The sequence below is a fragment of the Pseudomonas sp. KH_017 genome, from assembly GCF_057840285.1.
On sequence record NZ_CM174509.1, the window covers coordinates 3,053,111 to 3,066,472 of the forward strand.

Below are 13,362 nucleotides of genomic sequence, written 5' to 3' on the forward strand. Positions count from 1 at the left end.
GCGCTACTACCGCCGATGCGTCTGTTCATGCAAGGCGCGCGCAAGGAGGGTGGGCTACTCCTGATTAAGGCGGTTCTTCGCCTCGATCCATTGCGCCATGTATTGAGTGCTCTTGTGCTGGTGATGACGCAGCATGCTGCCGGTAAAGTTATCTCGTCTTATGTTTGCCAGATCCCGTTGGCAATCGACCAGTCGCTGGATCAACGCCGGGCCATGAACGGATTTCTGGTAGCGGCCGGCAAGCAGGGTTTGCCCGTGCGCCTGGGCGCCCAGCCAGCGGGTCTTGTCGTTGTGCAGTTGCACGGCATGATCGGCGAACTCGCGTGCCGAACGGGTCACTGCACCGGGCCATGCCTCTTCGCCATGCATTGCCTCGGCACCCACTGGCGTCGTCACATTCGGTGTGCCACAGAGCATCGCATCGACAATCTTGCCTTTGATTCCCGCGCCAAAACGCAGAGGCGCCATGCAGACCCGCGCCGACGACATGACTTGCAGGGCGTCTTCTGCCCAGTTCATCACATGAAAACCCTGGGCCGGGTTATGCAGGGCAGTCGCCTTGGGTGGCGTGTAGGCACCATAGATATGCAATTGAGCGCCGGGTATTTGCTCGCGAATCAGCGGCCAGATCGCGGTTTTCAGCCAGAGCACCGCATCCCAGTTGGGCGCATGGCGAAAGTTACCGATATGAAGAAAGTGTGCCCGGTCTTCAAACGGTACCGGCGCATTGGTCGGAACATCGACCATCAATGGGCACCAGTGCAACAGGTTGCGCGCAAACCTGAATTGCTCGACCAGCAATTCGATTTCCACCTCGGAAACCATCAGCGTCAGATCACAACGATAAAATGAGGCGATCTCGCGCTTCGCCATATCGGTATTGGCCATGTGTTCGAACTCTTCGCGCGATGCCGGGGCGAACAGGTCGCTGAAGTCATTGTTGTCGTCACTGGCCTTCAAGCGCTCCTTGAGGCGTTGATGCCGACCCTGCCGGAGGCTTTGCAGGTCGCAGCTTTCGAGCACGCGCAAGGCATCGGGGCAATGCTTCTCGACCCGCCAGCCGAACTGTTCCTCCATCATGAATTGATCGAACAACACGATGTCCGGCGCCAGTTCGCTGATGAATGCGTCGAAACTGCTGTTGTTCAGCTCGATGGGGACCTCGCGAATACCCAACGCCGTCAGGTCTGCGCGTTGCTCGCCGAAGCCCGCCGGGCTGCTGAAGGTGATGTCCCAGCCTTGTTCCAGGAACACATCGAGAATTTGCATGACATGCCCGCTGGCCGCCGAAGAGCGGGGCTCGGGCCAGACGTAACCAATGACCAGGACTTTGGTTGCGTGGGGCTCAATCATGGACGGGAATTCCTTGAAGCGAAGACAGGGCAGGGACGAAAAAGGCGCGCATTAAACCACAGCGCAGCGCAGTGTCACCCCAGAATGCCTTTGACCTTGTCGCGCAACTGATCAATGGAGAACGGTTTGCCGATCAAGTGCATGCCTTGAGGCACTTCGATGTTTTCGGCATACCCGCTGGCAAACAGTATTGGAAGGGCTGGGCGTAACGCACGAGCTTGATTGGCCAGTTCGCGGCCGTCCATGACCGGCAGGCCAACATCAGTCATCATCAGGTCAATGTGTTGGTTCACGTCCTTGAGTGTCTCCAGCGCCTGTTCACTGCCATCGGCTTCCAGCACCTTGAATTCCAGTTCCTCCAGTACGTCGACGATCAGCATGCGCACGATGGCATCGTCTTCGACGACAAGGATGGTGGAGGCGTTGGCGGATGACATAGTCGAATTCCCGAAAAAGATTGGCATTGCCGGTCGCTGGAAATCGTCGGCCTCTTGCATGAGTAAGTGGCGGATCCCGACAAGTTCCCTACGTTGTAAAAAAGAATTGCAGTGCAGGCCACGCAAGGATAACCCGTGGCCTGGAACGGGCGCAGCGCAATGTAGGGCCTTGCGCTCAAACATGTCAGAAAATTGGATCAATGTGCCAGTTTTGGGGCAAACTCCTTGAAATCTGACAGTTCGACAAGGCCTGCCCCATGCCCTCCGCGTCCTCGGTTGATGAACAACGATTTCGTAAACTCCTGAGCCGCAACATCAGCCTGCCTTTGGGGCTGGGTCTCATCAGCGCCGTGTTCTTCGTGTCGCTGATCAGCTATTTACTGTCGACGATCCAGTGGGTGGAGCACACCGACCGGGTGATCAATAACGCCAATGAAGCGGTCAAGCTGACCGTGGACCTGGAAACCGGGATGCGCGGTTTCCTGCTCAGTGGCGACGAACATTTCCTCGACCCCTACGAAACCGCCAAGCCACGCATCGCCGTGGCGCTCAACACCATGCTCGAACTGACCGCCGACAACCCGGTGCAGTCCGACCGCTTATTGCGGTTGCAGGCCTTGCAGCAGGAGTGGTCCGACTATGCACAATCGATGATCGATTTGCAGCGCAGCAGCGGGGACTATCGCGCCGTGGTCAAGGCCGGGCGCGGTAAACGCCTGACCGATGAAATTCGCAAGCAGTTCGAGGCGGTGATCGACACCGAGCAACAGTTGCGTGCATCGCGCAATGATGAAGTGCGACGTACCACGGTCATGAGCATCAGCCTCTACCTGTTGTTCATTGCCGGGGTCAGTGGGTTGCTGGCGTATGTCGGGCGCCGCGATTTGTTGACGCTGTCGCAGAACTACAGCGTCAACCTTGCCGCCCAGCAGGCCAGCGCCCGTCGTCTGGAACAGCAGGCCTGGCTGCGCAACGGCCAGACCGAGCTGGCCGAGCAGGTGTTGGGGCAATTGAGCCTGAACATGCTCGGTCGCAACATCCTGCAATTCTGCGCGCAGTACCTGGGCACCGCCGTGGCGGCTATTTATGTGCGCGAAGACCACGGCGGCCTCAAACGCATCGCCACCTACGGCTTCTCTCGCGAACAGGAGGAGCGTGAACAGCAGATCTACAGCGACGAAGGCATTGTCGGCCAGGTGGCGCAGCAGGCACGGCTGATTCGCCTGGACGAGGTGCCGGGGGATTATTTCAAGGTCAGCTCCGGCCTCGGTGACGGTTTGCCGCGCAGTGTGCTGGTGGTGCCAACCAGCGACGACGAGCGGGTCAATGGCGTGATCGAGTTGGGCTTTCTGCGTCCACTGACGGACCGTGACGTTGAATTGCTTGAGCTGATTGCCGGCAACATTGGCACCTCGATCGAGGCGGCACGCTATCGCCAGCGTTTGCAGGAGGTGCTGGCCGAAACCCAGCAACTCAACGAAGAATTGCAGGTTCAGCAGGAAGAACTCAAGACCGCCAACGAAGAGCTCGAAGAACAATCGCGGATTCTCAAGGAGTCCCAGGCGCACCTGGAAACCCAGCAGGTGGAGCTGGAGCAGACCAACGAACAACTTGCCGAGCAGGCACAAGCATTGGCCGAGCAACGCGACGCCATGGACCTGAAGAATACCGAGCTCAATCAGGCCCAGATCCAGCTCGAAGAACGCGCAGTAGAATTGCAGCGCTCGAGCACGTACAAGTCCGAATTCCTCGCCAACATGTCCCATGAGCTGCGCACGCCGCTGAACAGCTCGTTGATTCTGGCCAAGCTGCTGGCGGAAAACCCGCAGGAAAACCTCAGTGCCGAGCAAGTCAAGTTCGCCGAGTCGATCTACTCTGCCGGCAATGACTTGCTCCACCTGATCAACGACATTCTGGATATTTCCAAAGTCGAGGCCGGCAAGCTGGAAATCCGTCCGGAGAACACCAGCGTGGTGCGTCTGGTGGATGGCCTGCGCGGCCTGTTCCAGCCGTTGGCTACCGACAAGCAGCTGGATTTCCAGTTGGATATGCAGGACGGTGCGCCGCTGATGCTGTACACCGACCGCCAGCGCCTGGAGCAGGTCCTCAAGAATCTGCTGTCCAACGCCGTGAAATTCACTGAAAACGGCAGCGTCAGCCTGTCCGTCGCCACGGCGCCGAATGACGGCATCGCGTTCAGCATCGGCGATTCCGGAATCGGCATCGAGGTGGATCAGCACGAAAGCATCTTCGATGCGTTCCGTCAGGCCGATGGCACCACCAATCGGCGTTACGGCGGCACCGGGCTGGGCTTGTCGATCTCCCGTGACCTGGCGGCCTTGCTCGGTGGCTCCATCAGCGTGAGCAGCGCGCCGGGGCAGGGCAGTGTGTTTACCCTGGTCTTGCCGCAGCAGTACGTAGAACCGGGCGAAGTGCCTGTCGAACCGATGCGAGCCGTTCCGGTGGCGGCCACGCCGAATGTATTGCCGCCCACGTTGTCGCCACGGGTGGCCGAAGTCGAAATTCCGCGTTTCGACGACGATCGCAACAAGGGGCCGTTCACCACCCGCTGCATGCTGGTGGTGGAGGATGAGCCGAACTTTGCGCACATCCTCTACGACCTGGCCCATGAACTGGGTTATCAGTGCCTGGTGGCCCACGGCGCCGACGAAGGCTACGACCTGGCCAAGGCGTTCATCCCCGATGCGATCCTGCTGGACATGCGCCTGCCGGATCATTCCGGCCTGACCGTGCTGCAACGCCTGAAGGAACACGCCGAAACCCGGCACATCCCGGTGCATGTGATTTCGGTGGAAGACCGGGTCGAGGCGGCGATGCACATGGGCGCCATTGGCTATGCGGTCAAGCCGACCACCCGCGAGGAACTCAAGGACGTGTTTGCACGCCTCGAGGCCAAGCTGACCCAGAAGGTCAAGCGCGTGCTGCTGGTCGAGGACGACGACTTGCAGCGCGACAGTATTGCCCGCCTGATCGGCGACGATGACATCGAGATCACTGCCGTTGGCCTGGCGCAGGAGGCGCTGGATCTGCTGCGCACGTCGGTCTTCGATTGCATGATCATCGACCTCAAGCTGCCGGACATGCTCGGCAATGACCTGCTCAAGCGCATGTCCACCGAAGACATCTGCTCCTTTGTGCCCGTCATCGTCTACACCGCACGCAACCTGACCCGGGATGAAGAAGCCGAACTGCGCAAGTATTCGCGTTCGATCATCATCAAGGGCGCACGCTCGCCAGAGCGCTTGTTGGATGAGGTGACGCTTTTTCTGCACAAAGTCGAATCACGGTTGTCCCATGAACGGCAGAAGATGCTCAAGGTCGCCCGCAGTCGCGACAAGGTCTTCGAGGGCCGCAAGGTGTTGCTGGTGGATGACGATGTGCGCAACATTTTCGCCCTCACCAGCGCGCTGGAGCAAAAGGGCGCTGTCGTGGTCATTGGCCGCAACGGCCGTGAAGCGATTGAACGATTGAATGAGGTGCAAGACATCGATCTGGTGTTGATGGACGTGATGATGCCCGAAATGGATGGCTTTGAAGCCACCGTTGAAATCCGCAAGGACCCGCGCTGGCGCAAGCTGCCGATCATCGCGGTGACGGCCAAGGCCATGAAGGACGATCAGGAGCGCTGCCTGCAGGCCGGCGCCAACGATTACCTGGCCAAGCCCATCGACCTGGATCGCCTGTTTTCGCTGATTCGTGTGTGGTTGCCGAAGATGGAACGGATCTAGTGGAGCGCAATTCCTCAGTGGAGCGAAACAGCGAAATCGAATTGCGGTTGTTGATCGAGGCGATCTACCTCAAGTACAGCTACGATTTTCGCGATTACTCCGGCGCTTCGATCAAGCGCCGGGTCAACCACGCGCTGAGTCAGTTCGAGTGCAATACCATCTCGGCGTTGCAGGAAAAGGTCCTGCACGACCCCGTCGCGTTCATGCAACTGCTGCAATTGCTGACCATCCCGGTCAGCGAGATGTTTCGCGACCCTTCGCACTTCCTGGCCATCCGCAAGGAAGTGGTGCCGCTGCTGCGAACCTACCCTTCGATAAAGGTCTGGATCGCCGGATGCAGCACCGGTGAAGAGGTGTATTCGATGGCCATTCTGTTGCGCGAAGAAGGCCTGCTCGACCGCACGATCATCTACGCCACCGACATCAATCCGCGCTCACTGGAAAAGGCCAAGCAAGGGATTTTCTCGATGGAGAATGTCCGCGCCTACACTGCTAATTACCAGCAGGCCGGTGGCCAGTGTTCGTTTGCCGACTACTATACGGCGGCCTATGGGTACGCGATTTTCGACAAGACCCTGCGCGAGAACGTGACCTTCGCCGATCACAGCCTGGCAACGGACAGCGTATTTTCCGAAACTCAATTAATTTCATGTCGTAACGTACTGATTTATTTTAATAAAAAGCTTCAGGATCGGGCATTCGGACTGTTTCATGAGTCCCTCTGCCATCGCGGTTTCCTGGTGCTGGGCAGTAAGGAAACCCCGGAATTTTCAGCCTGCGGCAATCGGTTCGAGCCGTTGGTCAAACAAGAACGGATCTATCGAAAATCATGAAACGTGCAACGAGTTTGCCGGCTATTGAAGCGATCGTGATCGGTGCCTCCGCCGGTGGCGTCGAGGCGCTGTTGAACATCCTCGGCCCGCTGCGCGAAGGTTTCGCACTGCCGATCATTGTCGTGCTGCACCTGCCGGACGAGCGCCGCAGCCAGCTGGCGGACGTGTTTTCCCGCCGGGTTGCCCTGCCGGTGCTGGAGGCGTGCGACAAGACCCCGGTCGAGGCCGGCACGTTGTATTTCGCCGCGCCCGGATATCACCTGTCGGTGGAGCAGGACCGCAGCTTTTCCCTGAGCCTGGAGCCTCGAGTGCATCATTCGCGACCCGCCATCGATTACCTGTTCGAATCGGCTGCCGATGCGTACGGCGCCAACCTGGCTGCGGTATTGCTCACCGGCGCCAACCGCGATGGCGCGCGCGGGCTGGCCCAGGTCAAGCAGCGCGGTGGCATGACCATCGTGCAAGACCCGCAAGAGGCTCAGGTCGCCACCATGCCCCAGGCTGCGCTGGATATGCAGCAGCCGGACCACATACTTCCTGTACGCGGCATCGGCCGTTTGCTTGTCGAGCTGGAACGAATCGCATGCTAAGTAATATCCAGGCCAAACTGCTGATCGTGGACGATCTGCCAGAGAATCTGCTGGCGCTCGAAGCGCTGATCAAGCGTGAGGACCGCATCGTCTACAAGGCGCTGTCCGCCGACGAAGCCTTGTCCCTGCTGTTGCAACACGAATTCGCCTTGGCCATCCTCGATGTGCAGATGCCCGACATGAATGGCTTCGAACTGGCCGAGTTGATGCGTGGCACGGAAAAGACCAGGAATATTCCGATCGTTTTTGTCAGCGCCGCCGGGCGTGAATTGAACTATGCCTTCAAGGGCTATGAAAGCGGTGCCGTGGATTTCCTGCACAAACCGCTGGACATCCAGGCGGTCAAGAGCAAGGTCAATGTGTTCGTCGACCTGTATCGCCAAAGCAAGGCGATGAAGGAACAAGTGCTGGCCCTTGAGCAAAGTCGCCGCGAACAGGAGACCCTGCTCAAGCAGCTGCAAAACACCCAGCTGGAACTGGAACAGGCGGTGCGCATGCGCGATGACTTCATGTCCATCGTCGCCCACGAAGTGCGCACGCCGCTCAACGGCCTGATCCTTGAAACCCAGTTGCGCAAGATGCACCTGGCCCGGGACAACGCCGCCGCCTTCACCCTGGACAAGATGCACGCCATGGTCGACCGCGATGAGCGGCAGATCAAAAGCCTCATTCGCTTGATTGAAGACATGCTCGATGTCTCGCGCATTCGCACCGGAAATTTGTCGATCCGGCCGACGCGCATCGATCTTTCGACGCTGGTTCGTGACCTGTTGCACAACTTTTCCCGGCAGATCGACGCAGCCGAGGCGTCGGTCACCCTCGATGCCGCGCAACCGGTGATCGGAAACTGGGACGAATTTCGTATTGAGCAGGTCATATCCAACCTGTTGACCAACGCCTTGCGCTACGGGGCCAAGAGCCCGATCTCGGTGAAGGTCTACAGTGAAGGAGGCCAGGCGCTGGTGGACGTGCAGGATCAAGGGATCGGCATCAGCGAAGAAAACCAGAAGCGGATTTTCCAGCAGTTCGAACGCGTATCCGCCAAGCACGCCATCGCCGGGCTGGGCCTGGGATTGTTTATTTCAGAACAGATTGTGGCCGCCCATGGCGGTACTATTACCGTCCAGAGCAGGATTGGCGAAGGCGCCTTGTTTCGCGTTTGTCTGCCGCTGTAGGAAAACAACCAGATTAACGCAACCTCTGATCGACCCCACGGTCGTATCAGCAGCAATTGACCGAACAAAGGCTTCCCATGAGCGAAGATGCACAAGATGTAGTACTCGTCGTCGAGGACGATCCCTCGATTCTGATGGTGCTGTCCGCTTATCTGTCGGGCGAGGGTTACCGCGTATTGCAGGCCGAAAACGGCGAACAGGCCTTTGAAATCCTGGCGAGCAAACCGCACCTGGACATGATGATCACCGACTTCCGCCTGCCAGGTGGGATCTCCGGCGTGCAGATCGCCGAGCCCGCCGTGAAGCTGCGACCCGAACTCAAGGTGATTTTCATCAGCGGCTATGCCCAGGAAATCCGTGAGACCGACAGCCCGATCACGCGCAAGGCGCCGATCCTGGACAAACCCTTCGATCTGGACAAGTTGCAGGAACTGATGCAGGACATGCTTTCGTAAGAGCATTGGCCGGGCGCGTACCTGTAATTTCTGACAGTTGACGGTAGTGCGGTAACGGCAGATAAACGTTCCGGATGTCATGTGGCTAATCCCTGCATGTGAATCCGGAGCGAGTGTGATGCACAGACATACACCAACACTTTCAGTGATTGATCCGCGTCGCACCGTCGTACGTGAGATCGCCTATCATCGGCGCTCGGACCAGCAAGCCCCCGAGGCTCGCATCACCCAACACATCTACAGCACTCCAAACCGAGTCAGTTACAGCCGCGATCCGCGGCTTTTTGCCCTATTTGAGGACGATAAGTCCACTCCCGCCAATCAAACCACAATCACCACGCTCACCGGGCAGCCTTTGCTCTCTGTGAACCTGGACGCCGGATGGCGGGTTAGTCTTTACGGTGCTGCCCGGCAAAGGCTGGAAGATTGGGACCAGAAACTTAATCACCTGCGTATGACCTACGATTGCTTATTGCGCCCAGAAGGTGTTTTTGAATCGGCGACAGGTGCAGAGCAGCGCACGGCTTGTTTTGCGTACGGCGACGATTCGCAAGAGTCCGCCAGGCACAATCGCTGCGCTCAGTTGATCCGTCACGATGACGGTGCGGGTACTCAGCACTTCAGCGAATTCAGTGTGTTCGGTGCATGTTTGCAGCAGACTCGTCGCTTTCTGGCGCAGATTCAATTGCCTGACTGGCCAGTGAACGAAACCGAGCGCGATAAATTGCTCGAGCCTCAAGGGGCGCTCACACAAACAGGATTTAACAGTGTGGGCGAGTCGGTACGTCTTGTAGACGCATTGGGCAATGAGCAAAACCAGCGTCAGAGCGTCGCCGGGGAATTGTTGGACACACGCATCAAGCTGTTCGGAGCCCATGACGAAATCACGCTTGTAAGTGACATTCGATACAACGCCTGGGGGCAAACAGAGCAGCAAACGGCCGGCAATGGCGTAGTAACCCGTACCGTTTTCGATCCCGAGGATGGGCGCCTGACAACGCTGCAAGCGCAACTGGCAAGCCAGCCGCCGTTGCAGCATCTGACGTATGCCTATGATCCAGTCGGTAACCCGATTCGTATCACTGACGCCACCCAGTCGATCCGCTACTCGCGCAATCAAAGCGTTGCCGCGGTCAGCACCTGGCAGTACGACACCCTTGGCCAACTTATCGAAGCCAGCGGTCGACAACGCTGCTATGCCTCGGGCGGGCCCCATTTGCCTGCGTTCGTTTCGCCACCGGACCCTGGCCAATTGGAGAACTATATCCAGACGTTCGACTACGACGCCGGTGGCAACCTGGAAATCCTGCATCACCACGCTGACAGCGCAAGTCGAACCGAGCGAACGGCCGTTGCAACCTTGAGCAACCGAAGCCTGCCTTGGGGCGATGGCATCGAATCGCCAGGTGACAGTGAAATTGATGCTGCTTATGACGCCTGCGGCAATCTCAAAGTGCTGCAACGGGGACAGACACTGCACTGGGATGCACACAACCGCCTGCGTCAGGTCGATCAGGTGGTGCGCGAGGACGAACCTGCAGACACGGAGATCTATGTCTATGACGGCGATGATCAACGCGTACGAAAGATCCGTACGGCTTATACCGGCACATTGAGCCGTACCCATGAAACCCGCTATTTGCCGGGCGTGGAGGTCCGGACGGGTCCGAATGAAATCCTGCATGTCATCAGTGTCCAGATTGGCGGATGCACCGTACGAGTACTGCACTGGCAAACAGGGCAGCCGAAGGCAATTGCCAGGACCCAATTCCGTTACTGTCTTGCTGACCATCTGGGATCAAGCACGCTGGAACTGGATGAAGACGCCAACATCATCAGCCAGGAAAACTTCTACTCCTATGGCGGCACAGCCTGGTGGGCGGGTCGAGACAAGGTTGAGGCCAGCTACAAGACGATTCGTTATTCAGGTCAGGAGCGGGACGCGACGGGACTGTATTACTACGGTTTTCGGTATTACATGCCGTGGCGACAGCGCTGGCTGAGCGCCGATCCGGCAGGGGCGATAGATGGGTTGAACCTGTATCGGATGGTGGGGGGCAATCCGATCGGGCATGTCGACTGGCTCGGATTGGCCAAAACCCGGATTGGTACTGTAAAGCGCGTTGCGGTGACCCTCGCGGCAATTGGCCGGGGAACTGTCAAAGGGGCAGCGGGATATGGCGCAAAGCAACTGGTAAAAAAGGCGTTGAGCGCATCGCTGGGGCAACTGGCACGTTATCCCGTTGCAATCATGTCAGGTGTGGCGGCGGGCTATGTCGGTGGCTCGACCGTGGCCCATGTTCTGGATCGCGAAGGTGACAGCGGTTTCCGCAAAAACCTGACCGTGGCGGGTGTGGGAATTGTCAGCTTTGGTGTGGGTTTCACTGCTGCTTTAACATCGCCCGACCCAATCGGCATCGTTGAAGGGGTGGTTAAATCAATGGGTTCGAAGGTGGTTGGGCGGGTAGTTTCCCGAATAGGCCCTACCATTACTCCCGACATCAGTACGCGAGGTGCGCTAGCCGTTGATACGATTGCCAATTTGAGCGGCAACATGGTTAAGGGTATGTGGTCCGCAAGCGCGCCTGAAGGCGTTCATCCAATACTGAATACTGTGGCCGGTGTCGTGATGAAAATGGCCGTAGGCGACGCGATTCGCGTTGTGGGAGGTGTGGACTCTCAACTCAAGAAAAGTAGGCATCAACGATTGATAGCGGTGCCAACAGGGGAGGATTTGATAAGCGCCGGGAAATCGTTGATTCACGATGCAGCGGTACAGTCGGTTTACAAACTGGGCAATACCGAAGTCGACAACGGGCTGACGGCAGTTTTGGGGGCGCAGGCCTCAGAGTCGGCATGGCGGGCTGGGCTTAGACAGTTGAAACCCGCTAATGAGGTCGGAGCTATCGGGATTTACTTGTACAAAGAGCAGAGTAACGGGCAGGGGATCACGGAGCATAAAAAACGCCCCTTTACGATGATGCAGGTATGAATTTAGGAACATTGCGGTGCCCACTACTCGCGTTCAGGCGCGGATCATCTCCCTCACCTTCGCCGTCAACAGGTCGAAGGTAAACGGCTTGGTGATCAACTGCATGCCCGGATCGAGGAACCCGCCGCGCACCGCGGCGCGCTCGGCGTAGCCGGTGATGAACAGCACCCTGAGGTCGGGCCGCAGTTGCCGGCCGATTTCCGCCAGTTGCCGGCCATTCATGCCGGGCAGGCCGACATCGCTGATCAGCAGGTCGATGCGCTGGGGCGAGTCGAGTATCGGCACGGCGCTATCACCATCACAGGCCTCGACGAAGGCATAACCCAGATCGCTCAACACCGTGCTGACCAGCACCCGCACCGCCGGATCGTCCTCGACAATCAACACCGTCTCGCCATTATTGGCGAGCGGTGAGTGTTCGACGTCCAGTGGATGGTCCCTGGGCAGGTCACCGCCAAAGCGAGGCAGAAACAGACTCACCGTGGTGCCTTTGCCCACTTCGCTGTGGATGGCGACGTGGCCACCGGACTGTTTGCTGAAACCGTAGATCATCGATAGCCCGAGGCCGGTACCCTGGCCGATGGGCTTGGTGGTGAAGAACGGGTCGAAGGCGCGGTTGATGGTGCTTTGCGGCATGCCACAGCCGGTGTCGGTGACGCTGAGCACCACGTAGTCACCTGCGTCGAGATTGCTCTGGCCTTGAGTGAAGTCCTCGTCAAAGTGCTGGTTCGAGGTAGAGACCAGCAGTCTGCCGCCATTGGGCATGGCATCGCGGGCATTGATCACCAGGTTGAGCAGGGCGCTTTCCAGTTGATTGGGGTCGGCTTCGGCCACCCACAGTTGCTCGTCCAGTTGCATGTCCAGGCGAATGCTTTCGTTGATGCTGCGCTGCAGCAGTTCATCCATGGAGATCACCAGGCTGTTCATCTCCACGGGTTTGGAGTCCAGCGACTGACGGCGGGAAAACGCCAGCAGGCGGTGAGTCAGGCCTGCCGCGCGGTTGGCCGAAGTCACCCCCAGGTCGATCAGGCTGTCCAGGTCTTCGGTTCGTCCCCGGGCCAGGCGTCGGCGCAACAATTCCAGGCTGCCGATGATGCCGGTCAGCATGTTGTTGAAATCATGGGCGATGCCGCCGGTGAGCTGGCCGACTGCTTCCATCTTCTGTGACTGGCGCAGCACTTCTTCATTGTGGCGCAATTGCGCGGTGCGCTCTTCTACCTGCTGTTCAAGGGTTTCAAGGGTGTATTGCAGGCGCAATTTGCTCTGGCTCAGGTCAATCAGGCGATCCCTGGCTTCGTACTGTCGTCGACGCCCACGCAAGGCGGTGGTGACCAGACTGATCAGTGTGACCGGGTGAAAAGGTCGCTCAAGGAAGGTGACGTTGCCCAATTGCGCGCCGAGGCGTGATGCCGGGTTCTGTTGCGGGCCACCATGGTGTGTCATCAACACGATCGGCAGGTCCGACCACGCGGGCTGCTGTTCAATCAGGTGGATCAGCGGTTCGAGATCAGCACCCAGCAGCGCCTCGCAAGAGATCAGCAGCAGGCCGGCACCCTGTTCCAGTTCGGCGCACAATCCCGGCAGGTCGCGACTGATCACTCCTTGGAACCCTGCCTTTTTGAGCATCATCAAGGTCATCTGGCCGTCGCGCCCCCGCGGTGCAAGGATGATGGCGCGTTCAGGTGTCGCTTGCACGGCCTTCACGGGATATCGTCCATCTGCCATTCATGGGACAAGGCGCCGTCGAGGATAGCGTCCAGACCTTCGATACCGGTGGC

9 protein-coding genes are annotated in these 13,362 nt (G+C 58.5%); 6 read left to right on the plus strand and 3 right to left on the minus strand.

Translation table 11 applies throughout. The features are described from left to right. Window positions 1-54: 54 nt before the first annotated feature. Window positions 55-1,353, minus strand: a complete 1,299-nt coding sequence (locus AC3IT6_RS13960) for a glycosyltransferase (protein ID WP_489356298.1) — start codon at window positions 1,351-1,353, stop codon at window positions 55-57. 74 nt (window positions 1,354-1,427) lie between these two features. After that, window positions 1,428-1,790, minus strand: a complete 363-nt coding sequence (locus tag AC3IT6_RS13965; RefSeq protein WP_150723788.1) for a response regulator — start codon at window positions 1,788-1,790, stop codon at window positions 1,428-1,430. A gap of 257 nt (window positions 1,791-2,047) precedes the next feature. Here AC3IT6_RS13965 and AC3IT6_RS13970 point away from each other — a divergent pair, with 257 nt between their 5' ends. The 6 genes from AC3IT6_RS13970 (at window position 2,048) to AC3IT6_RS13995 (ending at window position 11,584) form a co-directional block, all read left to right on the plus strand. Then, window positions 2,048-5,539 carry a response regulator gene (locus tag AC3IT6_RS13970; protein ID WP_489356301.1) on the plus strand — a complete coding sequence of 1,164 codons (3,492 nt, stop codon included), beginning with the start codon at window positions 2,048-2,050 and terminating at the stop codon, window positions 5,537-5,539. After that, window positions 5,539-6,372: a CheR family methyltransferase gene (locus AC3IT6_RS13975; protein WP_489356303.1), complete on the plus strand. Its 834-nt coding sequence runs from the start codon at window positions 5,539-5,541 to the stop codon at window positions 6,370-6,372. Before AC3IT6_RS13970 ends, AC3IT6_RS13975 begins: the two co-directional genes overlap by 1 nt. After that, entirely contained in the window at window positions 6,369-6,962 is a 594-nt protein-coding gene (locus tag AC3IT6_RS13980; protein WP_489356305.1) for a chemotaxis protein CheB, read from the plus strand. The genes AC3IT6_RS13975 and AC3IT6_RS13980 overlap by 4 nt, the downstream gene beginning before the upstream one ends. Continuing rightward, window positions 6,956-8,137: a hybrid sensor histidine kinase/response regulator gene (locus AC3IT6_RS13985; protein WP_489356307.1), complete on the plus strand. Its 1,182-nt coding sequence runs from the start codon at window positions 6,956-6,958 to the stop codon at window positions 8,135-8,137. The genes AC3IT6_RS13980 and AC3IT6_RS13985 overlap by 7 nt, the downstream gene beginning before the upstream one ends. A gap of 77 nt (window positions 8,138-8,214) precedes the next feature. Then, window positions 8,215-8,592: a response regulator gene (locus AC3IT6_RS13990; protein ID WP_007970583.1), complete on the plus strand. Its 378-nt coding sequence runs from the start codon at window positions 8,215-8,217 to the stop codon at window positions 8,590-8,592. Window positions 8,593-8,710: 118 nt separating this feature from the next. Continuing rightward, window positions 8,711-11,584, plus strand: a complete 2,874-nt coding sequence (locus AC3IT6_RS13995) for an RHS repeat-associated core domain-containing protein (protein ID WP_489356309.1) — start codon at window positions 8,711-8,713, stop codon at window positions 11,582-11,584. A gap of 33 nt (window positions 11,585-11,617) precedes the next feature. Here AC3IT6_RS13995 and AC3IT6_RS14000 read toward each other — a convergent pair whose 3' ends face one another. Continuing rightward, on the minus strand, window positions 11,618-13,288 hold the full coding sequence (locus AC3IT6_RS14000; RefSeq protein ID WP_489356311.1) for an ATP-binding protein: 1,671 nt from the start codon (window positions 13,286-13,288) through the stop codon (window positions 11,618-11,620). Between the last annotated feature and the right edge of the window lie 74 nt (window positions 13,289-13,362).